The sequence below is a fragment of the Brucella oryzae genome (genome assembly GCF_041929965.1).
Lineage (GTDB): Bacteria > Pseudomonadota > Alphaproteobacteria > Rhizobiales > Rhizobiaceae > Brucella > Brucella oryzae.
On record NZ_JBHEEO010000023.1, the window covers coordinates 40,904 to 63,479 of the forward strand.

Below are 22,576 nucleotides of genomic sequence, written 5' to 3' on the forward strand. Positions count from 1 at the left end.
CGCGCGATCTGTTGATGACAGCCCGCTTATTGTGCCAGTGGGATCGGACAGCTCACGCCAGTGCCGCGCAATCCGCAATAACCGTTAGGGTTCTTCGCCAGATATTGCTGGTGATAGTCCTCGGCATAATAGAGCTCCGGCGCATCCTCGATTTCCGTGGTGATCGGACCGAGACCACGACCGGCAAGCGCCTGCGAATAGGCCTCCCGGCTCTTTTCCGCCACGTCACGATCAGCCTTGTCGAAAGTATAGATGACCGAACGATAGGTCGTACCGATATCGTTGCCCTGCCGCATGCCCTGCGTCGGATCGTGCTCCTCCCAGAAAAGGGTCAGCAGCTCATCGAGGCTCACTACCTTCGGATCGTAGACGACCAGCACAACTTCCGCATGGCCGGTCAGCCCCGTGCAGGTTTCCTCATAGGTGGGGTTGGGCGTGACTCCGCCCGCATAACCGACAGCTGTTACATATACGCCTGGCACCTGCCAGAAGAGCCGCTCGGCGCCCCAGAAACAGCCCATTCCGAACAGAACCTGCTTATAGCCTTCCGGCCATGGTCCTTTCAGCGAGCGACGATTGACGAAGTGGGTCGCGGATGTCGGGATCGGTTGCGCGCGTCCCGGCAAAGCTTCATCCGTCGAAGGCATCTGCGTCTTCTTGCGGTAGCTGTCCAAGAAACTCATGGTATCCACCTCCTGATTATCGAGCGGCAAAGCGTCCCAGAGGGCGCTCCCGACGATGACCGATTGCATAGAATAAAAGAGCGAGAATGCCGAAAAGAAGCCAACCCGGCTGCTCAAGCAGAGGGATGCAGACCGCATTCCAGGCTCCTGCTCCTATATAGTGCGTCACGAAGGTTTCTGCATCGGCCAATGTTTCAGGCGCGTTGCGCGACCACATGGACAAAAGCGGCTTCGCTATGAACTGCGACGCACCGACGGACCGCGCGCCGTCAAGGACCGCAAAAATCACCGCGAAAGCCAGAAAGACAACCGCAAAACTACGCAATACAAATCGGATCACGATTCTCTGCCCCAGATTTCCTGCCCTGATCTCGGCACCGGTTTTAAGGCCGGACGTCCGAAGATTTATCTTTTTGACGTTGTTAAAGCATAGCACAAAGAGCTCGCCAGACTCAAAGCCACGCAGGAACACAATTTTACGATCAAAATAAAACATAATAATTACATACAGTTACCCAACGGTCGCCGCAGTTTGCACAGGCTCAGTGATTTAGACGCAAAAACTTGCAAATAGCTGTTGAACATATGCATTTTCTGGCTATATTCGCGCCGCACCCGCTAATTGGCGATTAACCAGCGCCTATTTCAAAAAGCGGTGTCACGTTTGCAGTCAGTTTTCACCGTGAGACACGGTTTCCCGACAGCAAGGCAGACGGAGAGGTGGCCGAGTGGTTGAAGGCGCACGCCTGGAACGCGTGTATACGGGAAACCGTATCGAGGGTTCGAATCCCTCTCTCTCCGCCATTTGATTTTCCAACAATCGACGCGAATTACCTCTTCCACAACGGTCAGCCTGTTAACTGCATCCGCACCTCAGGCAACAAAAAGCCGAAGGTTTGGGCCTCCGGCAGTTGCTTTTAGTTCAGACCTTCTTCCTTCAACGCCTTTTGTACGTTTGGACGAGCCAGCACGCGTTCGCGCAGCTTCAGTGCCCTTGGATAGGCGCTCAAATCGAGCTTGAGGCCGACGCCCCAGCCGATGATCACAGAAGCATAGGCGTCTGCCTGCGTAAAATCATCGCCAAGCCAGTAGGCATTCTTGTCCGACAGCATGGCTTCGAACTGCTCCATACGCCGATTGATGTTGGCGATAACGCTAGCCTTCGCTTCCTCGGTCAGATTAGGCGCAAACAGGCCACCAAAAGCCGAATGCATATCCGAGCAGAAGCCTAGCGCTTCCTGCAGGCGTGCACGTTCCATCGTGCCATAGGCGGGCTTGAACGCCGCAACGTCGGAATGGTCGCCTATATATTGGAGGATTGCCGCATTCTGCGTGATAACAGTGCCGGGCTTTAATTCCAGCGCCGGAACCGCGCCCCGCGGATTGACCGCGAAATAATCGCCACCATCCGCCGTCTTCTTGGCCTTGAGGTCCACGGCTTCCAGCTCATAAGGCAGGCCCGTTTCGCTCAGAATAATGTGAGGTGCGAGCGAACAAGCACCAACCTTGTAATAAAGTTTCATAGAAATCTCCCAACGGTTTCGATGAAAGATTTCTAGCAATTCTTACGTACCTAGCAAGGAATTGGGGATCACAATTCTTTGTGTAACCTCATTCTTCGAAATGATCGTCCCGCGACAGGCGATTTATCAGAAAAGCGATGCGATACGCGCAGGCTTCGAGGACGGTATTCGGGTCACGACAACCATCTTGTTGAACTCACCGCGCTTGAAGGCACGCAAGAAGCGTGGATAGTCCTTGAATACCACGCAGCCATTGGAATCGCCGCGGCGTCCCAGCATGAAAGTATGCGCCAGAAGACCATCGCGATTATAACGGTTGTTGCCATCGACGGGCGTGAGGCGGATTGCTTCGACGCCGTGAAACAGCGCTTCACGCATGCGCAGATCATAGGTATGAGGCGGCGTGGGCCCGCGGTTCTTCTGGTTAACGTAGCGCGGATTGTCACGCATTGATCCCAGGCCAGAGTGTGCTTCAAGGCGCTCGCCGCTCGGCAGATAAACAGTGGCTGCGGAAATGTCGTAGATAGCGACCTTGCTGCGCGCGGCCTGATTGAAAAGCGGGCTGAACAGACCAGGGCGTGGTTCTTCGGTTGCACCGCTTTCCGGCGCGTAGGCAAGCTCGGTCTTACCATGCATACGAGAACGGCGCAGCGAAGGCTTGGCGCCCGGCAGCGGCACATCATCGGGCAGGAATGCGTCCTGGGTGGCTTCGTCTTCTGCAGCCATGTCCGTCTTCTGATCCGGAGCAGGCTGCGGAACAGGAACAACATTGCCGGTGGGAAGGTTTGTCTGCTTTTCGACGGCATCCGCTTCTTCGGTTTGCGAAAGCGGCTCTATCTTGCTGAAGGCTGACGCTGCCTGCGATGCGTTCGGGATCTGCGCATAGGCGACCACAGTCGCACCAGCCTCCGCGGCAGGTTGCTCCGGCAGAACACTCGCCACAACGGGCTCTACGCGATGGACGCGATCTGCGCGCAATTCGATGAGAGATGCCGTATCGACAGGCTTGTCCTCGATTACGGAATCTGGACCGATATCGGCGATAATCGGCTTATCGTTCGTGTTTTTGGTTCGGTGCCAGTCGAGATTGGAATAGACAGTATCGGCTGTATAGGCATCGATGAAGCTTTGCCTGATGCGGCGCGATGGCGCGATTTTGTGATCGACGACGGCAAGCGTCTGCGGCGCGATCAGAGAGACGCGGCGCATGATCGGGGCAACGGGCGCAAAGGCCGGCACAACCGTTTCCAGCGTACCGAGCGCGGTCATCATCCAGCTTCCGGCCACCAGGCCCGTCGCAGCAAATATCGCAACGCGCGTAAATCCCCTGAAACCGAATGGAAGCCTGATGCCATTGCTGCGCGGAGCCGCGTAGCCATACACTTCTGTTACACACGCCATGGTACAAATCCGAGTGGAGATCAACTTTCATGTACCGCCTCGCATGTCAGTTCAGCAAAAAGACGAACAAGACATAGCAAGGCGGTGACTGAAAGGTCATCTCCAGCATCGTCAATTATGGTAACCAAATCCTTTACAGGAGGAAGAAATCCGGTCCGCAGTTCTCTGGAACCAAGTTAGGCAGTCAGGAGATAGGCGTTCTGTTTTGCACTTGGAAACTCCAGCCCCTCCACCGCCACGCGATTGCGCCCGCGATGCTTGACCCGCATGAGAGCAATATCCGCACGGGCCGCCGTTTCCCATAATGTTTCACCGCCGCGCACCATGGCGACACCGAAACTGCATGTCATCTGACGATCCGCAGGCAACATGGAAAAACTGTGTCGGGCCACACGTCCGCAAAGCCTGCTGCCCAGTCGCTCGCACATTTCCGCATCGCCCTGAACCAGAAGAACGAACTCCTCGCCACCGACGCGTCCAATGATCGTTGTATTTGCAGCAACCATTTGCAGGACGCGGGTAAATTCAACCAGAACCTGATCGCCTGTGGCATGACCCAGTTCGTCGTTGATCAATTTGAAGTGGTCTATATCGGCGATGATGACCCCATAATCACCGCGCTGGGCCTCGGCCAGACGCAGATAGGCGCAGCGCTCAAGGCCGCGACGATTGAAAACACCGGTCAGCGGATCGGAGTCACGCTCCGCCTGCAATTCCTTCACCACATCGGAAGTGGTCACTACCAAAAGAACAAGACCGGAAAAAACGCCGGAAAAAGCACCAAATATCATGATGCCCTGCCAATAGCGCGAATGTATCAACTCGGACGGTCGTGCAATTTCGGATGAGAGCCCCAATGCCATTCCTGCCTGCGCATAGAAATGCACCGTCAACACTATCAAGGCGCCGAACAGCACGCGCTCGACCCAGCTTCGGCGTGCAAGGTCGCGCGTCTGAATGCAAAGGACAGCTACCAGACTACCTAACGTCAGTTGGACTGCAGGTGCAATCCACGAATAGCCCATATCATTTGTAATGAAATAGATCATGGCGGCGAGAAGGCTGAGCCCGATCAGGCCAGACGCCAAGCGGGAATAATGTCCGCCCATGCGTATCATCACACCTTCGCAAAGCAGCCAGCCTCCCATAAAATGGAAAGTCGTGGCAACCGGCGAGGTTAGGGTCAGACTGTTCGAGATCAGCGATATGGGAACCAGAAGCCCGAAAGCAAAGCTGGTAAAGCTCAGGCCGAAGAGCAAAAGATGCCTGCGCTTCGTGTCGAGCGTCCAGACGCCCAACATCGTCGCAGCAAACAGCAATACTACCAGCGGCGGCACGAACTTCACGAACAGGTCCTGAATCGGTTGAAAATGAGAATGCAAAAAACGCTATTTCAGATTGAACCCAATGTGCAATTACAAACCAGGATCAAAGTCAAGTTGTTAGCCCGCAATATTGATGAGCATTAGAGCCTAATGTAGCAACAATTAGAATAAGCGATTGCTAAAAATAAATTGAAAACAACATATTTCGGCGAAAATCTTTTTTCACGCAGTTTTTACCTTCAGGTTTATCCCCAGAAGCTTTTCGACAATCATACGACCAATAGGGACAGAAGAGGTTGCCGCCGGTGACGGCGCATTACATACATGCAGCATTCTCTCCGTTTCCCTGAAGAGAAAATCGTGTACCAGGGTGCCATCATCGAGAACGGCTTGCGCGCGTATTCCGGCGCCGGGCGCACCAAGATCGGAAAGCTCCAGCGTCGGGCAATATTTGCGACATTCCTTCAAATAGCGTGCACGGGAGGCGGAATTGCTGAATTCGGATAGTGCCGAGCGCCAGTTCTTCATCGCCATCTTCCAGAAACCGGGAAATGTGGACATATCCGCGACATCGCCTGCACGGAAACTGCCTTTATCGTAGCCTTCGCGCGAAAAACCCAGAACTGCGTTTGGGCCGACCGTGACACCGCCGTCAATCGTTCGCGTCAGGTGGATGCCGAGAAATGGTAAATCAGGATCGGGGATCGGATAGATCAAATGCTTGACGATATTCGCCTTCGATTGCGGCAGGGTGTAGTATTCACCGCGAAAAGGCACGATGCGATGACTGATATCCAACCCCGCAAGCCGCGCGATGCGGTCTGACTGCAAGCCCGCACAAGCGACCAGTTTGGCAGCACGCACGGTTTCATCCTTCACCGTTACCGTAACGCCTTTGCCATCCTCCCGGATTGCCGTAACCGGTGCATTGAGCCGCACGATACCGCCGCGCTCGATGATTTCTGCAGCTATCGCCCGCGATACTTTTGCATAATCGACAATGCCTGTCGCCGGAACGAGCAGCGCCCCGAGCCCCGCAACGGCAGGCTCGACCTTGCGCAAAGCCTGCTGGTCCATATGCTGGAAGGTGATGTCGTTCTGGATCGCGCGTTTGGCGAGCGCCTCCATGCGTTCGACTTCCTGCGAAGAGGTCGCGACCAAAAGCTTGCCGCATGTTTCGAATGGAATGGAATATTGCTTGCAAAAGGCTTTCGTGGCCTCTGCACCCGCCCGGCACAATTGTGCCTTCAATGAACCTGGCTGGTAATAGACACCGGCATGGATGACGCCGCTATTATGTCCCGTCTGGTGGCGCGCGAAATCGCTTTCCTTCTCCAGCAGAATGATCCTTGCACCCGGCTCAGCTTCCTGCATGGCTTTTGCTGTCGCGAGCCCGACAATGCCACCACCGATGACGCAATAATCATAATCTGCCACGAAGTCCCCTCCTCACGTCTTTTCCCTGCGCAAGCGCCCTGCCTTGCTGCCGCTCGACAGGATCATTACCTGTTACTTATACGAATGCGGCCTTGGTTACAGCACCGCAAAATGGCATTCTTTGTCAAACCCGTTCCCCCATGCGGAGAAGTTCCATGCGCCATCAGTTCGACCTTTTTGCTCCTTCGCCGGAGGAAGGAGAGGAACGGGCAGAACTGCGCCCTGCCCGCACCAGGCCCGGCAAGACGACGGGCATCGATGAAGCGGAGATGGTGAAACGACTGAAAGACAGCGGGCGTTATCGCATCCTACAGCGGCTCGACCCACCGCCGACAGTACCGAATGCCGACACACAAGCCTTTCCGCGTCTTGGCGTGGTGGTGGATACGGAAACGACAGGTCTCAATCCGGCGCAGGAAGAAATCATCGAAATCGGTGCGGTGGCCTTTCGCTATGCGGATGACGGGTCGATAGGTGATGTTTGCGCCACATTCGGCGCGCTGCAGCAACCGTCCAAGCCGATCCCCGCTGATATCACCCGCATCACCGGCATTACCGACGATATGGTGAAAGGCCAGACGATCCCGCGCGAAAAGCTCGACGCGCTCGTCGCCGAGGCCGACATCATCATCGCGCACAATGCCGGTTTCGACCGCCCGTTTCTCGAGCGTTTCTCAATCGCTTTCGCCAACAAGCCTTGGGCCTGCTCGGTGAAGGAGATCGACTGGACCGCACGCGGTTTTGAAGGCACCAAGCTCGGTTATCTGATCGGCCAGAGCGGCTATTTCCACAACGGACACCGGGCCGAAGATGACTGCCAGGCCCTGCTCGCGGTGCTGAAGGAAAAATCCGGCGATACCACGCCCTTTGCCGAACTGTTGAAGGCGAGCCAGCGCGCGCGGATGCGCATCTATGCCGAGAACAGCCCGTTCGAAATGAAGGACCACCTGAAAGCACGCGGCTATCGATGGTCGGACGGCAGCGATGGACGCCCGAAATCATGGTGGACGGAAATCGGCGAAGAAGAGCTCGAAACCGAACTCGAATATCTGCGTACCGAGATTTACGGCTGGCGCGACGCCGATCCGCTGATCCAGAAGCTCACCGCCATGGACCGCTACAAGGAACGGGCACCGCTTCGTCCGAAGAAATAACAGCTCCCACATCCTGAGCGCCCGCCCCATCTCCCTCATCCTGAGGAGGTGACCCTGAGCTTGTCGAAGGTCACCGTCTCGAAGGATGGGAGATGGCCCCTCGCCATTCGAGGCGGCGCTTCGCGCCTCCTCAGGATGAGGGGCAGGGTTTGGCGATCAGGCGATAACCGGCCAAGGCTTCTGCGCAGGCCGCATATCTTCATATGCTTTTGCAAGGCGCAACACGCCCAAATCGTCGAAACGCTGGCCGAAAATCTGCAAGCCGATGGGCAGGCCCTTTGCCGTATAACCGCAATTGATCGAAATGGCCGGCTGTTCCGACATGTTCATCGCAACGGTGAAGGCGATATGTTCGAACGGACGCTGCGGATCGTTGATTGGAGACGCCCATTCCGCCGGATAGGTCGGCATTGGAGCGGTTGGCGAAATGATGAAGTCGAAACCCTTCGATGCAGAAAGAGCCGCGTTACGCATAGCGTCCATCTGGGCAAAACCGAGATAGACTTCCTCACCGTTCAGACCTTCGGCGGTTTCGGTCCACTGATAGATATAAGGCAGGATTTTCGCGCGGTTTTCCGGCGTCATCTTCTTGATATCCGACCACGACCGCGCGCGCCAGAAACGGTCGAGACCATCGATCATGGTGCGATTGAGGAATGGCGCAACCGGCTCGATGATCGCGCCCGCATCAGCAAAAAGCTTGGCCGCCGCTTCCACCGCAGCGCGGGTTTCGTCGCCTACAGGTTCACCGAAACCGGCATCGAGCCAAAGGCCAATCTTCAGGCCCTTGACGTCGATATCAAGGCTCATCCAGTCAATGTCCTGATAAGGCAGGCTCATGGCGTCGCGACGGTCTGGCCGCGACAGCACCGACATGTAAAGCGCGCTGTCGGCAACCGTGCGGGTCATCGGACCGGCAACACGACCGAAAAACGGCGGATCGATCGGAATGCGCCCGAAAGACGGCTTCAGACCGACCAGACCGCACCAGCCGGCAGGCAGGCGAATGGAGCCGCCAATGTCGGTGCCAATGTGCAGCGGGCCGTAACCGGCGGCACCCGCGCTGCCCGCACCGGCGCTTGAACCGCCCGGATTGGTGTTCAGGTCCCACGGATTGCGGGCAAGCTTGTGAAAGCTCGACAGGCCCGATGACAACATGCCGAGATCCGGCATGGTCGTCTTGGCGAGCAGCACGCCACCAGCCTCTCGGGTGCGCGCCGCAGGCGGCGCGTCAGCGGCGGCAGGCTTCAACGGCAGCGCCGCACAGCCAAGCGGCACGGGCGTTCCTTCGGTCGCGATATTCTCCTTGATTGTCAGCGGCACACCATCGATGGGACCGGCAGGCTCGCCCTGCGACCAGCGCGCTTCCGAGGCCTTGGCCGCCGCCCGCGCCGCATCCGGATCATAAGCCCAAAGCGCGTTCAGCTTCGGCTCATAGGCTGCGATGCGGGTGATGACGGCTTCGGTGACTTCGACCGGCGAAAGCGACTTCGCCTGATAGGCGGACACGAGTTCGACAGCTGACAAATCGGCTAGATTCGACATTGGATATTTCCTCAAATCACTCAGGCAATTTCAGTGTAGAATCGGATCGCCGCGCGCGCTTGCGGCGACCGGAGAAAGGCTTTGGCACGGCGTCAACCAGCGCCCGAGTATAGTCGTGCTGTGGATTGTCGAAGACCTCATTCGTCGGCCCCTGCTCGACAATATTGCCGCGATAGATCACCGCAACACGGTCGGTAATCGCGCGCACCACGCCAAGGTCATGGCTGATAAAAAGATAGGAAAGACCGAACTTTTCCTGCAAATCCATCATCAGGTTCAAGACCTGCGCCTGAATGGAAACGTCGAGCGCCGAGACCGGCTCGTCAGCGACAATCAGCGCCGGTTTGGTGATTAGCGCCCGCGCAATCGCGATGCGCTGGCGCTGCCCGCCGGAAAATTCATGCGGATATTTTTCCGCAGATGCTTTCGGCAGGCCAACCGCTTCCAGCACTTCCGCCACGCGGTCGTCACGGTCCTTGGAACTGGCGCCGCTTTCAAGCGACACAATCGGCTCGGAAATAATCCGCTTGACCGTATGGCGCGGATCGAGCGAACCGTATGGATCCTGAAATATCGCCTGAAAGCCCTTGCGCGCTTCACGCAGGCCCGAGCGATCCAGTGCATAGATATCCTGCCCGTTGATGAGAATCTGACCCGATTGCGGGCGCTCCAGCCCCATCACGGCGCGCGCCAGCGTGGATTTTCCGGAACCGCTTTCGCCGACGATGCCAAGGCTTTGCCCTGCTTCGATCTCGACATTCACTCCATGCAACACACGCAATGCGCTGGGCTTTGAAAAGAACGATGCGCGCGGAAGCTGATATTCGCGCACCACATCGCGCACCTGCAAAATCATCTTGCTCATGACACCACCTCGCCTTCACGCGGATGCAGGCAAGCGGCGCGATGCGCGATGCCGTCATTCTCGGCGATGAAGTCCAGCCCCGGTATCGCCTGTCGGCAATCGTCCTGCACAAAGGCGCAGCGATCGGCAAAGGTGCAATAAGGCGGACGCGCCAGCGGGTCCGGCACCACGCCCGGAATGGCGGCAAGGCGCTGGCGTTTTCCCGTATTGTGGTTGCGCACGAGGGCGGCGCCATGCGGCGAGGCTGCAAACAAGCCGCGCGCATAGGGATGCGCCATGCGGTGGAAGACGGCTTCCGTACGGCCCGTCTCGACAATGCGGCCCGCATACATGACGGCGATCCGGTCGGTCATTTCCGACACCACGCCGAGATCGTGGGTGATCAGCATCAGGGCGGTGCCGGTTTCATCGATCAGCTCGTCCATCAGATCGAGGATCTGCGCCTGCACGGTCACATCAAGTGCCGTTGTCGGCTCATCGGCAATCAGCAGGTCGGGCTCGCAGGCAATCGCCATGGCGATCATCACGCGCTGGCGTTGCCCGCCGGAAAGCTGGTGCGGGTAAAGATCGAGATTGAAGCGCGGCGCAGGCAGCCCCACGCGATCCAGCAACTCGCGCGCCTTGCGCTCGGCATCGGCACGGCTTTCACCCAAATGCAGACGACGACCTTCGGCAATCTGCGCACCGATGGACTTGACCGGATTGAGCGCCGTCATCGGCTCCTGAAAGATCATCGCCATGCGCCGTCCGCGCATCTTGCAGAGTTCCGCTTCCGGCTTGTTCGCCAGATCCTCGCCGTCGAAACGCAAGCGACCGCGCACGCGCATGCGCTCGGGCAGCAGGCCCATGGCGGCAAGTGCCGTGATCGACTTGCCGCTGCCGGATTCGCCCACCACACCAAGGCGTTCGCCACGGTTCAGCGTGAGCGTGATGCCGGAGACAATGTCTGCCGTACGAGCGCCAAAGGGCAGCTCGACGGACATATTGTCCATTTCAAGGAGGGGTGCTGTCATCTCTGCCTCCTGACGCGCGGGTCGAGCACATCGCGCAATCCGTCACCCAGCATGTTGAGGCCAAGCACGGCAAATGTGATGGCGAGGCCGGGGAAAATGGCGAGCCAAGGCGCGTCATAAATAAAGGTCTGTGCGTCATTGAGCATTTTGCCCCAGCTCGGCATCGGCGGCTGGGTGCCAAGCCCGACATAGGACAGCCCCGCTTCGGCGACGATGGCCAGCGCGAACTGGATCGTCGCCTGCACGATCAGCACATGGTTGATATTGGGCAGCACGTGCAACAGCGTGATCGACACGTCGCCGCGCCCTGCGCAACGGGCTGCCTGCACATATTCACGCTTCCAAAGCCCCAGCGATGCGCCGCGTGTGACACGCGCAAACACCGGAATGTTGAAAATGCCGATGGCGATCATCGCGTTCACCGCGCCGGGGCCGAAAACAGCCGTGATGATCACCGCCGTCAGCAGCGCCGGAAAGGCGAAGGCGAGATCCGTCACGCGCATGACGAAACCGTCCACCATGCCGCCGCGCGCAGCCGCGAAAGCGCCAAGCGGAATGCCGATCCCGGCACCGACAAGCACGGCAATGATCGACACGGCGATGGAATTGCGCGCCCCGACCATGATCATGGAAAACACATCGCGACCGAAATTATCCGTGCCGAACAGATGATTGAAGCTTGGCCCCTGCAACTTGTCGCGGAAATTCATCGCTGTCGGCGAATAGGGCGTCCACAAAAAGGAGATGAGCGCCATCGCAACGAGGATAACCGTAATCAGCGTACCGATGGTCAGGCTGCGGCTCAAAAGCACCGTTCGGAAAATGCCGGGCTTCGGCAGGATTTGTGCGTCTTGCTTTGCTGGGCTCATCGGCTGCCTCCTGTCGAAAGGCGCGGATCGATGAAGCCGTAGACAAGATCGACAATGAAATTGACCGCAATCACGGAGGCAGCAAGCAGCGTCACCAGCGACTGCACGGTGACGAGATCGCGCTGCGCGATGGCCTGAAACACCAGCCTTCCAAGGCCGGGCAGATTGAAGACGTTTTCGATGATGATGGTTCCCGCCAGCAGAAAGGAGAATTGCAGTCCGATGATGGTGACGACCGGGATCAGCGCATTGGGCACCGCATGACGCCAGAGTGCGGCCTTGCGTGTCAGGCCCTTGGCGCGCGCGGTCCGCACGAAATCCTCACCCAATGTTTCGATGACAGCGGAGCGCGTCACGCGGGCCAGAATAGCGGCAAGCGGCAGCGCGAGCGCCAGCGCAGGCAGAAACAGCGAGCGCATACCTGTCCAGAAACCATTTTCCCATCCGGCAAAACCCGAAGCCGGAAACCAGCCGAGCTGCAAGGCAAACAGCAGGATCAAAAGCAGGCCAAGCCAGAAATTCGGGATGGCGACGCCGACCTGCGCCACGCCCATGGAAAGCACATCGCCGGTCTTGCCGCGCTTCGACGCCGCATAGACGCCAACCGGAATGGCGACCGCGACCGACAGCACCATGGACAAAAGCGCCAGCGGCAGCGTGACCATGATGCGCGGTCCGAGCAACTCGCTGATCGGCACGGAATAGGTATAGCTCGTGCCGAAATCGCCTTTGAGAAAGCCGCCGATCCATGTGAGATAGCGCCACCAGATCGGCTGGTCGAGGCCAAGCTGGGTATGAAGCGCGGCCAGCGTTTCAGGCTGCGCATTGATGCCAAGGATCACAGCTGCCGGGTCGCCCGGCAGCACCTGCATCAGCAGAAAGACGATGACGGAAGCCGCAAGCGTCGTCAGCAAGAGCGAGACCAACCGCCCGGATATGTAAGCCAGCAAAGCGACCTCCTTGAAAAGACGGATATCCGCTTTCCACATTCCAACTCGCCGCACGCCCTCCCCTTATCTTATTGGGGTGCACGGCCATCCGCATGAAATCGCCCCGCCGAACAGACGACGGGGCGAACTTTGTTAGTCAGCCCAATAGGCTTGTGTCAGATCGTCCGCCGGGATCGGCATGTTCTTCCACAGACCCTTGACGTTTTTGTTCCAGACGCCGATTTTCGGCAGCGCATAGAGGAAGACATTCGGTTCATCAGCGGCCAGCTTTTCCTGCAACTTCTTGACGAGTTCCAGCTGTTCTTCGTCGCTGCCAGCCTCGGCATAAGACTTGTAAAGCGCCTTATAATCCGGGTTGTTGTAGTTGAAGTAGTACTTGTCGCGGGCATAGATATCGAGATCGCGCGCTTCGGTATGGGCGATGATCGTCGCGTCGAAATCCGACCGCTTGAACACCTGATCCAGCCACTGTGCAAACTCGATCGGCACCAGATTGACCTGAATGCCGACCTCGGCCAGCATCGCCGCGATGATCTCGCCGCCGCGACGCGCATAGGCCGGTGGCGGAAGCGTGATGGTGATCGACGTGCCTGCCGGTACACCAGCCTCTTCCAGAAGCTGCTTGGCCTTGGCCGGATCATAAGGATAGGTCTGCGAGAGATCGACATAGCCCGGATCAACCGGCGAATAATGCGAGCCGATTGGCGTGCCGAAGCCCGAATAAGTGCCTTCGATCAGCGCCTTGCTGTCGATGGCATGGGCCAGCGCCTGGCGCACCTTCACATTGTCGAAAGGCGCCTTGGCATTGTTGAGCGACAAGAGAACCTTGCCCGCCGTATCGCCCACTTCAACCTGCAGCTTGTCGTCGCTCTTGAAGCGGCTGATCAGCTCAGGCGCCTGGAACATCGGGAATACGTCAATGTCACCGGCAAGGATGGCAGCAGCCGCAGCCGAAGGATCGCTGACGAAGCGGAAGGTGACGGCGGAGAGCTTTGCAGGCTCACCCCAATAATCCGCATTGCGTTCCAGCTCGACGCGGTCGCCCTGCACCCAGCGCTTAAACTTGAACGGACCCGTGCCGACCGGCTTGGTCTTGTTCTCGCCAGCCGAATTCGGCGCGACCATGACGGCATCGCCCCAGCCCATATTGAACAGGAAGTTCGAGGTCGGGCGCTTCAGCGTGACAACGGCTGTCGCCGGATCGGGGCATTCTGTCTTTTCGATGGGTTCGAATAGACCCTTCTGCGCATTGGTGGAATCCGGAGCGACAGCGCGCTCATAGGAGAATTTCACCACCGAGCAGTCAAACGGCGTGCCGTCATGAAACTTCACGCCCTGACGCAGCTTGAACGTATAGGTCTTCTTGTCGTCGGAGACGGTCCAGCTTTCAGCCAGAAGCGGCTTCACCGTGCCGTCTTCGACAATGCGCACGAGACCTTCATAGAGGTTCGCATAGGTAACCTGCCGGATACCGGCGGCGGCATTGGCGGTCGGGTCCAGACCGGGCGGCTCCAGCACTTCGCCGACCACCAGTGTGTCTTTCGCGAAGGCACCGTTGATCGATGCCAGCATCGCAGCCGTTATAAGTCCGGCTTTCAGTAAGTTACCCATGGGTTCCCCTATCCCTCCAACTTTTAAATCGAACGCCCGCCATCCACGTCGAGCGCAACCCCCGTAATCATAGAGGCAGCGGGCGAGCAAAGAAAAGCCGCCGCCTCAGCCAGATCATCAGGTTTCAACAGGCGGCCCATCGGGATGGAATCGCGGAACTTCTTGCGGATTTCTTCGGTGTCCTCACCCATGAATGTGGTGAGAAGCGGCGTTTCACCAGCAACCGGGTTCAGCGCCACAACGCGGATTTTCGATGGCGCCAGTTCAATGGCGAGCGCCTTCGTCACCGAAACGACCCAGCCCTTGGTGGCATTGTACCAGGCGAGGTTCGGACGCGGGCGACCAGCGCCGGTCGAAGCGACGTTCAATATAACGCCCTCCCCATTGCCCTTGAAATGCGGAATGAGCTTGCGCGTCATCAGATAGACGCCGCGCACATTGACGCCCAGAATGCGGTCGAACTCTTCCGGTTCCACCAGTTCGGCATTTTGCGGCTTGTGACCGATGCCCGCATTGTTGATGAGAATATCGACCTTGCCGAATTTCGACAGAGCGGCTTCCACCGCCGCATCGACATCGGCTTCCCTGGAAATATCGGCGGCCACGGCCAGCGCCGCATCGCCGATTTCGCCTGCAACGCGCTCAGCGCCCGCCTTGTCGCGGTCGACGATGACGACCTTTGCGCCACCCTCGGCAAAGCGCTTCGCCATGCCTTCGCCAAACCCCGAACCTGCTCCCGTGATGAGCGCGACCTTACCTTCAAGCGACACTATGCTTCTCCCAAATGCTATATTTATCCGTGCCAGACCGAGATGGTCTTCAGCGAGGCAAACCCGTAGAGCGCCTCAAAACCCTTTTCGCGGCCATGCCCGGATTTCTTCACGCCGCCGAAGGGCAGTTCGATACCGCCGCCAGCGCCATAATTATTGATGAAGACCTGCCCCGAATGGATGGCCCGCGCCAGGCGGAACTGGCGTCCGCCATCATTGGTCCAGATGCCGCAGACGAGGCCGTATGAAGTGCCATTGGCAATCGCGATGGCTTCTTCTTCGGTGTCGAAAGGCAGGATGACCTGCACCGGACCAAAGATCTCCTCCTGCGCCAAACGATGATCGGCGGGCACATCACGGATCAACGTCGGCAACACATAGGCCCCGCCTTCCGGCGCGTCGTCGTTCAGCACGCCTTGCGCGGCAATGGCGAGCCCGCTTTCCTTCGCCAGATTGAGATAGCTCTCGACAATCGCCCTCTGGCGCTGCGACACCACAGGGCCGACCGACGGATCGGCGCTCGCCGGGCCAACTTTCAGCGCGCGATAACGTTCGCTCATGCGCGCGACGACATCCTCATAAATGCTGCGCTCGACCAGAATACGCGATGACGCCGAACAGGTCTGACCGGCATTTTGGATACCGGCATTGACCAGAAACGGCAAAGCGCGGTCGAGATCGGCATCGGCGAAAACGATCTGCGGCGACTTTCCGCCAAGTTCCAGCGTCACCGGCACGGTGTTCTTCGCTGCTGCGGCCTGTACCGCTTCGCCCGTGCGCACCGATCCTGTGAACGAGATGTGGTTGACATCGGGATGCTCCGAAAGTGCTGCGCCCGCTTCCGCCCCAAGCCCGGTCACGACGTTGAGCGCGCCGACCGGCAGACCGGCCTTTTCGGCGATACGGGCAAATTCGAGAATGGTCAGGCAGGCTTCTTCGGCAGGCTTGACCACGGCTGCATTGCCCATGGCCAGTGCTGCGCCAAGGCTGCGACCCAGAATCTGCATCGGATAGTTCCACGGAATGATATGGCCCGTGACACCATGTGGCTCATAGATCGACAGAACCGTAAAGCCGTTCTGATAGGGCAGCGTATCGCCATGCACCTTGTCGGCGGATGCGCCGTAAAACTCAAGATAACGCGCCAGCGCTACCACATCGGCGCGGGCTTGGCTGACCGGCTTGCCGACGTCCTTCGATTCCAGATCGGTCAGAAGGTCGATATTCTTCAACACTTCTTCCGAAATGCGGTGCAGCACGCGGCCACGCTCCGTTGCGGTCAGCTTGCCCCAATCGCCGGAAAGCGCCTTGCGGGCTGCCGCGACGGCCTGATCGATATCGGCCTTGGTGCCGCGCGCAATCAGCGCCAGATCGCTGCCATCGGAAGGGTTCTTGACGGTGATATGCTCGCCGCCAGCCGCATCCTGCCACTGACCCGCGATGAAATTGCCATAACGGAGCAAGCCCGCTCCTCCCGTCTGGTTCTCATGCTTCATTGTCATTCTCCCGAAGAGGCTGTTCCGCCTCCAATCTTGCAGTGGTGGCGCGGATATGCGCCCGCGCCAGCCGCTCAGCCTGTTCGCCATCGCGCGCGGCGATGGCCTCAACGATGGCGCCATGTTCGCGGATGGCCTCGCGCGCACGGTCTACCGACAGCGAAAAGGACGGCGCGAAAACCTGCGACGTCATGCGCAACAGCGGCACAAAGGCGATCAGCGACGCGTTGCCCGCCGTGTTCATCACCGCCATATGAAAATCGACATTGGACTGGGTATAGGCTTTAGCGTCCCACGGATCGACCACAGCCGACTGGCCCGCAACATGGGTGCGCAGTCGGGCGATATCCGCGTCGCTCGCCCGCTCGGCGGCAAAGCGCGCAGCCACACCGTCGAGCACTTCACGCACGGCATAGGCATCGATCAGGCGGGTGAGATCGGCGGAGGCGACACGCACCCCCCTGCCCGGTAGGTGAATGACCAGCCCATCCCGCTCCAGAACGCGCAGGGCCTCACGCAAAGGCGTGCGACTGATGCCGAATTCGGTGGCTATATGCTCCTGCCGGAGGATCGCGCCCGGCGCATATACGCCCGCATAGATTCGCTCGCGAAGTGCCTCTGCCACTTCGTCCAGCAAACGGGTCTGACTGCGCCATTCAAAAGCCGCCAATAGAAAAGCCTCCCAACTTTTCTGGACACAATATCCTGGATACAAAATCAGTCAATCTGAAAACGAATGCGCTTTTCAGAAATTAAACAGAGAATGAAAGACCGGAAATTTCGTGAATAATGCTCAAAACGATACAAGCTGTCTCGGCAAATATCGGTAGACTTTTCCAAGAACCTTACTCGCCAACGATTTCCGCCAGCATTTCGGCAAGCTGACGAATCTGATCGGGGCCATTGTCCATATGCCGGATGACGATTTCCATCGGCTCGACAGACGGCAATCCAGCAGCGGCAGGCACCACCTGATGACCGGGAAGCGCAACACGCGTCGGCAGCAGGCTGACACCCAGCCCCTCGGCGACTGCACTTTGAATACTCGCCAGACTGGAGCTGGTGAAAACCACATGCCAGCGCCTGCCAACCCGATCAAGAGCTTCCATCATGTCGCTGCGATAAAGCCCGTTCGGCGGGAATACGACGAGCGGCAGCGGGTCGACATGGGAAACAGGAAAATCAGCGCTATCGAGCCATGAAAGAGGTTCGGGCCAGTGCATTGTCCCAACCGTTTCGCCGCGCTTCTGTTTGACCATGACAAGGTCGAACTCGCCGGTCTCGAAACCTTTCTGCAATTCACGGCTTAACCCGCTCGTCACTTCGAGTTTTGTGTTGGGATGCGTGCGCATGAAACGCGCCAGCGCAGGCGTAACCAGCCGTGAGGCGAAATCTTCCGGCAGGCCGAGACGAAACACGGCGGCAAGCGCCGTCCCGGTCATCGCGGCTGCGGCATCATCATGCAATCGCAGAATACGGCGCGCATAGCCCAACAGCTTTTCGCCTGCATCCGTTGGGCGCACATCATGCCGGGCACGTTCCAGGAGCGCCTGTCCGGCAGCTCCCTCCAGCCGTATGATCTTCTGACTTATGGTCGACTGTGTCGAGTGCAACTGCACGGCCGCAGCCGTAAAACTACGGCTATCGACAACAGCCACGAAGGCCCGCAAAAGATCGAGATTGAAAACAGTATTCATAAACCAACTGGATATCAGTTCATCATTTAATTTCCAAATATGACATTCGGCTTGTATGAAGGCAACAAACAGGAGAAGCAGCCGATGCGTCAAACGATATTCAGCTTGAGTGCCTTGGCATTGATTGCAGGGACGATAGTTATGACCGAACCGACATTGCCGGGCCACCACGCCGCAGCCCAAGCCCAAGTCGAAACTTCTCTTCTTCAGGCCGCAGCAGCTGGCGATCTGGCTGCTGTTAATGCAGCCCTCAAGGCCGGAGTCGATCTCGAAGCGCGCGGCAGAAATGGCGAGACGGCGCTTCTTGCAGCAACCCACGCAAACCACATCGATGTCGCCCGTGCGCTCATTGATGCAGGCGCCGACGTCAACGCCAAGGATGCCATCAAGGACAGCCCCTATCTTTATGCGGGCGCGCGCGGACACATCGAAATTCTCAAGATGACGCTTGCGCATGGAGCAGACCTCAAAAGCACCAACCGCTATGGCGGAACGGCTCTCATTCCCGCCTCCGAACGCGGGCATGTCGAAACGGTGCGCACGCTGATCGAGGCTGACGTCAAGGTCGATCACGTCAACAATCTCGGCTGGACGGCGCTCCTCGAAGCTATCATGCTCGGAGACGGCGGCCAGCGTCATATCGATATTGTGAAGCTCCTCATCGATGCCGGGGCCGACGTCAATCTGGCAGACAATGACGGTGTCACGCCGCTTCAGCATGCCCGCAGCCGCGGTTATGCGCCGATGGTCGCCCTGCTGGAAAAGGCGGGAGCGAAATGAACACCGACCGCACCTTTCTCGATCAGGCCATAAAGCTCGCCTTCGACAATGTGAAACAAGGCGGACGCCCGTTCGGCGCCGTGGTCGTCAAGGACGGCGACGTCATTGCCACCGGCGTCAACCGCATGCTGGCCGATTGCGACCCGACGGCCCATGCCGAATTGCTGGCGCTGCGCGCGGCTGGCAAAGCCCTGCAATCGCCGCGTCTCGACGGCTGTGAAGTCTATGCAAGCGGCCAGCCCTGCCCCATGTGCTTTGCCGCCATGCACATGGCAGGTGTGGAAAAAATCCGCTTCGCCTATTCCAATGAGCAGGCCGAACCTTTTGGCCTTTCGACCGCGAAAATCGCCGCGGAACTCGCCAAGCCTCTCAGCGCACAGGCCGGCATCAGCTTCGAGCATTCCCCGCCGGAAAACGATCCAGAACTCTACCAGGCCTGGAAGAACAAGAACAAGGCGGGCGCTTGAGACATGCACACCACCACCCATCCGGCGACCGGCAGCAAACAAGCTGCAAACGTTGCCCTCATCGCGCTCGTCGTCTTGATCGGCCTCAACCTGCGTCCATTCCTGACCGCGCCGGGGCCGGTACTTTCGAATATCGCAGCCGATACCGGAATGGGCTTTGGTGCGCTTTCCCTGCTCACCTTCCTGCCAATGATGCTGATGGGGCTTGGCGCTTTCGCGGCTCCGCGCATCCAGTCGCTGTTCGGCACCCGGCGCAGCATGTTCGCAGCACTTACCATTCTTGCGGCAGGCTCTCTCCTGCGCGGCTTTGTTCCTGATAGTATTTCACTGGTGCTGACCGCCATTCTATGCGGCGCAGGTGTTGCGATGATTCAGGCCTTGATGCCAGGCCTCATCAAGGCCAATTTCCCGTCAAGCATCGCCACTGTGACAGGGCTCTATTCCGCCATGATCATGGCTGGCGGGGCACTCGGCGCGCGGCTGACACCTTGGCTTGCGGGCAACCAGCATAACTGGCGCTTCGCCCTTGCTGTCCTTGTCATTCCAGCTGTGCTGGCGCTACTGACCGCAATTCCCATTCTTCGCGAAACGGCGGCGGCGGGCAAAAAATCCGGAATAACCGGGCATCTACTGCGACGCCCTCGCACCTGGGTTCTGATGGCTGCTTTCGGTCTCGTCAATGCGGGCTATTCGTCTATGGTCGCCTGGCTTGCCCCCTATTACCAGTCGCTGGGTCTTGCCGCCTCCACCACCGGCAATCTCGTCGCGGCGATGGCCGTTGCCCAAGCTCTTGCAGCCTTCGGACTGCCGCTGGTCGCCCGCCACAGCACCGACCGCCGCCCGTGGCTGCTGCTGACATTGGCCATGCAGGCAGTTGGCTTCGCAGGCCTTGCCTTGGCACCGCAGCTCTCGCCCTTCTTCTGGTCCGCGATCTGCGGCGCAGGTCTCGGCGGCAGTTTCGCACTTGCCATGATTACATCGCTAGATCACCTGCCAAGACCGGAAGAAGCAGGTGCCTTGGCTGCCATGATGCAGGGCGGTGGCTTTCTGATCGCAGCTCTCGGTCCCGTCGCAACCGCTTTCCTGCATGGCCTGACCGGTTCGTTTGCTTCCGGCTGGATCATGCACCTCGTTCTGGTCGCGTGCATCTGCCCGCTCTATCTGAGCTTTAATCCACGCAAGTATGCGCATGTCATGAAACTGCCGGTTCAGGCGGGAAGTGACACACAATAGCGTTACCCGGCCAGTTTATGGCCCAAAAACAGTTTTCGGCAGGCAATTTTCGGCTAGATAGCTTGCTGACCTTCCCAATACGGTTAAGGTTATAGGAAGCCTGTTTTTATTTGTGGCATTTGAAGCGGTTCCGGCGAACATGGAAGCGCCAGCCATATTGACCCGAATACTGGTATAATATGAAGCACGAAACCGCGATCCAACAAGGCACGTCCGTCGCTCCGGACGGTTTGCCCAAGCCGAGAATCTATTGGGCATGGGCAACCCTGATGGTGGGCCTTACACTCGCCGTCATCGATGGCACCATCGCAAATGTCGCCCTCCCGACCATTGCCGCCGATTTTTCGGCTGGCCCTGCAGCCTCAATCTGGATCGTCAATGGCTATCAGCTTGCGATTGTCGTCACCCTGCTTCCGCTTGCAGCTCTTGGCGAAATCTATGGCTACCGGCGCGTCTATCTTGGCGGCGTGGCATTATTCACCGTCGCTTCCCTCGCCTGCGTTTTCTCGCGTTCGCTTGAAGCGCTCACTTTCGCCCGCATCGTGCAAGGTCTGGGTGCAGCGGGCCTGATGAGCGTCAACACCGCCCTTCTGCGCTATACGGTGCCACAAGCAAAATTCGGCACAGCCATCGGCCTCAATGCACTCTTCGTTGCAGTTTCCTCGTCTATCGGGCCGACGCTTGCCGGCGTCATGCTGTCGTCCCTGAGCTGGCCGTGGCTCTTCGTCATCAATATTCCGCTCGGCGTCGCTGCCGTCCTGATGGGCCTCAAAAGCCTGCCCGATAATGACCGCTCCGCGCGTAAATTCGATGTCGTCAGTGCCATTCTGTCGGCGCTTACCTTTGGCCTTCTGGTCACGACCATCGATAGTGCAGGCAACGAAATCGGTTCCTTCGTCGTGCTGTTGCAGGCACTGGGCTGCGTAACCGCGGCTGTTCTCCTCACACGGCGATCGTTACGCATGGCCGACCCGCTGCTGCCACTCGACCTCTTGCGCATTCCGGTTTTCACGCTTTCCATCTGCACTTCGATCATGTCGTTTCTGGCCCAGATGATGGCGTTTATCTCCCTGCCCTTCCTGTTTCAGGTCGTCTTCGGCTTCAAGCCGATCGAAGTCGGTTTCTTGATGATGCCCTGGCCAATCGCGCTTGCCATCGTCGCACCGCTTTCGGGCAAACTGTCCGACAAGCACTCGCCAGCGATTCTGGGTCTGCTTGGCCTCATCACATTCGCCATTGGCCTTGCTCTCGTCGGCATGTTGCCGGAGCATCCGTCCATCGTGGATATCTGCTGGCGTATGGCGATTTGTGGAATTGGTTTCGGCCTATTTCAGGCGCCGAACAATCGCATGATGATTACGTCTACCCCACGCTCACGCAGCGGAGCCGCAAGCGGCATGCTGGGCACGGCACGCCTGCTCGGTCAATCGCTGGGTGCGGCGTTCGTCGCATTTCTGCTGTCACAATGGGGCGTGGAAGGAACACCCTATATTCTCTTCTTCGCATCGGGCTTCGCGCTGTTTGCCTCGCTGATCAGCGTCACACGTCTCGGGCGCTGACTTCATCCACAGTTTTGGAGAGAGCCGGAAAATATCTTGCACAAAGAAGCAAATTTCCCTGTTGCAATCTCCGAAGCGTTGGTCCATATAGCGCCTGCCTGACGGAAATGAACTGTTTCCGAAATGACTGGCGCGAGCGGGTGTAGCTCAGGGGTAGAGCACAACCTTGCCAAGGTTGGGGTCGAGGGTTCGAATCCC

General features: G+C 58.4%; 21 protein-coding genes and 1 tRNA gene. 6 read left to right on the forward strand and 16 right to left on the reverse strand.

Translation table 11 applies throughout. The features are described 5' to 3' along the window. Positions 1-26: 26 nt before the first annotated feature. On the reverse strand, positions 27-683 hold the full coding sequence (msrA, locus tag JNC70_RS19070; protein ID WP_104755768.1) for a peptide-methionine (S)-S-oxide reductase MsrA: 657 nt from the start codon (positions 681-683) through the stop codon (positions 27-29). A 16-nt stretch (positions 684-699) separates the two neighbouring features. After that, the gene (locus JNC70_RS19075) at positions 700-1,023 is read right to left on the reverse strand and encodes a hypothetical protein (RefSeq protein ID WP_104755775.1); all 324 of its coding nucleotides are present in this window, start codon (positions 1,021-1,023) and stop codon (positions 700-702) included. A gap of 374 nt (positions 1,024-1,397) precedes the next feature. On the opposite strand from JNC70_RS19075, the gene JNC70_RS19080 reads away from it, so the two are divergent. Then, positions 1,398-1,487, forward strand: a tRNA-Ser gene (locus tag JNC70_RS19080). Between the two features lie 113 nt (positions 1,488-1,600). Here JNC70_RS19080 and gst read toward each other — a convergent pair. The 4 genes from gst to lhgD form a co-directional block, all read right to left on the reverse strand. Then, entirely contained in the window at positions 1,601-2,206 is a 606-nt protein-coding gene (gene gst, locus JNC70_RS19085) for a glutathione transferase (protein WP_104754215.1), read from the reverse strand. Positions 2,207-2,332: 126 nt separating this feature from the next. Further along, entirely contained in the window at positions 2,333-3,607 is a 1,275-nt protein-coding gene (locus JNC70_RS19090; RefSeq protein WP_104754214.1) for a tlde1 domain-containing protein, read from the reverse strand. 176 nt (positions 3,608-3,783) lie between these two features. Continuing rightward, entirely contained in the window at positions 3,784-4,953 is a 1,170-nt protein-coding gene (locus JNC70_RS19095) for a GGDEF domain-containing protein (protein WP_208623421.1), read from the reverse strand. Between the two features lie 201 nt (positions 4,954-5,154). After that, on the reverse strand, positions 5,155-6,369 hold the full coding sequence (gene lhgD, locus JNC70_RS19100) for an L-2-hydroxyglutarate dehydrogenase (RefSeq protein ID WP_104754213.1): 1,215 nt from the start codon (positions 6,367-6,369) through the stop codon (positions 5,155-5,157). 155 nt (positions 6,370-6,524) lie between these two features. Between lhgD and JNC70_RS19105 the strand changes: the two genes are divergently transcribed. Beyond that, positions 6,525-7,523, forward strand: a complete 999-nt coding sequence (locus tag JNC70_RS19105; RefSeq protein WP_104754212.1) for a 3'-5' exonuclease — start codon at positions 6,525-6,527, stop codon at positions 7,521-7,523. Positions 7,524-7,679: 156 nt separating this feature from the next. Here JNC70_RS19105 and JNC70_RS19110 read toward each other — a convergent pair whose 3' ends face one another. The 10 genes from JNC70_RS19110 to JNC70_RS19155 all read right to left on the reverse strand — a co-directional run bounded on the left by JNC70_RS19110 (position 7,680) and on the right by JNC70_RS19155 (position 18,339). Beyond that, entirely contained in the window at positions 7,680-9,068 is a 1,389-nt protein-coding gene (locus tag JNC70_RS19110) for an amidase (protein ID WP_104754211.1), read from the reverse strand. A 16-nt stretch (positions 9,069-9,084) separates the two neighbouring features. After that, positions 9,085-9,933 (reverse strand): ATP-binding cassette domain-containing protein, encoded by an 849-nt coding sequence (locus JNC70_RS19115; RefSeq protein WP_104754210.1) that lies wholly within the window; start codon positions 9,931-9,933, stop codon positions 9,085-9,087. Next, a complete protein-coding gene (locus tag JNC70_RS19120) occupies positions 9,930-10,946 on the reverse strand; it encodes an ABC transporter ATP-binding protein (protein WP_104754209.1) in 1,017 nt (338 codons plus the stop codon). The genes JNC70_RS19115 and JNC70_RS19120 overlap by 4 nt, the downstream gene beginning before the upstream one ends. Then, a complete protein-coding gene (locus JNC70_RS19125) occupies positions 10,943-11,815 on the reverse strand; it encodes an ABC transporter permease (protein WP_104754208.1) in 873 nt (290 codons plus the stop codon). The genes JNC70_RS19120 and JNC70_RS19125 overlap by 4 nt, the downstream gene beginning before the upstream one ends. After that, a complete protein-coding gene (locus JNC70_RS19130) occupies positions 11,812-12,765 on the reverse strand; it encodes an ABC transporter permease (protein ID WP_104754232.1) in 954 nt (317 codons plus the stop codon). Before JNC70_RS19130 ends, JNC70_RS19125 begins: the two co-directional genes overlap by 4 nt. Before the next feature lie 132 nt (positions 12,766-12,897). Next, positions 12,898-14,376: an ABC transporter substrate-binding protein gene (locus tag JNC70_RS19135; RefSeq protein WP_104754207.1), complete on the reverse strand. Its 1,479-nt coding sequence runs from the start codon at positions 14,374-14,376 to the stop codon at positions 12,898-12,900. Positions 14,377-14,399: 23 nt separating this feature from the next. Beyond that, entirely contained in the window at positions 14,400-15,146 is a 747-nt protein-coding gene (locus tag JNC70_RS19140) for an SDR family oxidoreductase (protein WP_104754206.1), read from the reverse strand. A 23-nt stretch (positions 15,147-15,169) separates the two neighbouring features. Continuing rightward, positions 15,170-16,642, reverse strand: a complete 1,473-nt coding sequence (locus JNC70_RS19145) for an aldehyde dehydrogenase family protein (protein ID WP_104754205.1) — start codon at positions 16,640-16,642, stop codon at positions 15,170-15,172. Next, a complete protein-coding gene (locus JNC70_RS19150) occupies positions 16,632-17,312 on the reverse strand; it encodes a GntR family transcriptional regulator (protein WP_104754204.1) in 681 nt (226 codons plus the stop codon). The genes JNC70_RS19145 and JNC70_RS19150 overlap by 11 nt, the downstream gene beginning before the upstream one ends. A gap of 175 nt (positions 17,313-17,487) precedes the next feature. Continuing rightward, entirely contained in the window at positions 17,488-18,339 is an 852-nt protein-coding gene (locus tag JNC70_RS19155; RefSeq protein ID WP_104754203.1) for a LysR family transcriptional regulator, read from the reverse strand. Between the two features lie 141 nt (positions 18,340-18,480). On the opposite strand from JNC70_RS19155, the gene JNC70_RS19160 reads away from it, so the two are divergent. The 4 genes from JNC70_RS19160 (at position 18,481) to JNC70_RS19175 (ending at position 22,378) form a co-directional block, all read left to right on the forward strand. Next, a complete protein-coding gene (locus tag JNC70_RS19160; RefSeq protein ID WP_245414708.1) occupies positions 18,481-19,119 on the forward strand; it encodes an ankyrin repeat domain-containing protein in 639 nt (212 codons plus the stop codon). Then, on the forward strand, positions 19,116-19,586 hold the full coding sequence (locus JNC70_RS19165; protein ID WP_104754202.1) for a nucleoside deaminase: 471 nt from the start codon (positions 19,116-19,118) through the stop codon (positions 19,584-19,586). The genes JNC70_RS19160 and JNC70_RS19165 overlap by 4 nt, the downstream gene beginning before the upstream one ends. A gap of 3 nt (positions 19,587-19,589) precedes the next feature. After that, positions 19,590-20,819, forward strand: coding sequence for a cyanate transporter (locus JNC70_RS19170; protein ID WP_104754201.1), 1,230 nt, complete (start codon positions 19,590-19,592; stop codon positions 20,817-20,819). A 179-nt stretch (positions 20,820-20,998) separates the two neighbouring features. Continuing rightward, positions 20,999-22,378, forward strand: coding sequence for an MFS transporter (locus JNC70_RS19175; RefSeq protein WP_104754200.1), 1,380 nt, complete (start codon positions 20,999-21,001; stop codon positions 22,376-22,378). Positions 22,379-22,576: the final 198 nt, after the last annotated feature.

Bases quoted from the DNA above. Each gene is read 5' to 3' on its own strand.
- msrA (WP_104755768.1), bottom strand. From the start codon at position 683: ATGAGTTTCTTGGACAGCTACCGCAAGAAGACGCAGATGCCTTCGACG.
- gst (WP_104754215.1), bottom strand. From the start codon at position 2,206: ATGAAACTTTATTACAAGGTTGGTGCTTGTTCGCTCGCACCTCACATT.
- JNC70_RS19090 (WP_104754214.1), bottom strand. From the start codon at position 3,607: ATGGCGTGTGTAACAGAAGTGTATGGCTACGCGGCTCCGCGCAGCAAT.
- JNC70_RS19105 (WP_104754212.1), top strand. From the start codon at position 6,525: ATGCGCCATCAGTTCGACCTTTTTGCTCCTTCGCCGGAGGAAGGAGAG.
- JNC70_RS19110 (WP_104754211.1), bottom strand. From the start codon at position 9,068: ATGTCGAATCTAGCCGATTTGTCAGCTGTCGAACTCGTGTCCGCCTAT.
- JNC70_RS19115 (WP_104754210.1), bottom strand. From the start codon at position 9,933: ATGAGCAAGATGATTTTGCAGGTGCGCGATGTGGTGCGCGAATATCAG.
- JNC70_RS19120 (WP_104754209.1), bottom strand. From the start codon at position 10,946: ATGACAGCACCCCTCCTTGAAATGGACAATATGTCCGTCGAGCTGCCC.
- JNC70_RS19125 (WP_104754208.1), bottom strand. From the start codon at position 11,815: ATGAGCCCAGCAAAGCAAGACGCACAAATCCTGCCGAAGCCCGGCATT.
- JNC70_RS19135 (WP_104754207.1), bottom strand. From the start codon at position 14,376: ATGGGTAACTTACTGAAAGCCGGACTTATAACGGCTGCGATGCTGGCA.
- JNC70_RS19145 (WP_104754205.1), bottom strand. From the start codon at position 16,642: ATGAAGCATGAGAACCAGACGGGAGGAGCGGGCTTGCTCCGTTATGGC.
- JNC70_RS19155 (WP_104754203.1), bottom strand. From the start codon at position 18,339: ATGAATACTGTTTTCAATCTCGATCTTTTGCGGGCCTTCGTGGCTGTT.
- JNC70_RS19160 (WP_245414708.1), top strand. From the start codon at position 18,481: ATGACCGAACCGACATTGCCGGGCCACCACGCCGCAGCCCAAGCCCAA.
- JNC70_RS19165 (WP_104754202.1), top strand. From the start codon at position 19,116: ATGAACACCGACCGCACCTTTCTCGATCAGGCCATAAAGCTCGCCTTC.
- JNC70_RS19170 (WP_104754201.1), top strand. From the start codon at position 19,590: ATGCACACCACCACCCATCCGGCGACCGGCAGCAAACAAGCTGCAAAC.
- JNC70_RS19175 (WP_104754200.1), top strand. From the start codon at position 20,999: ATGAAGCACGAAACCGCGATCCAACAAGGCACGTCCGTCGCTCCGGAC.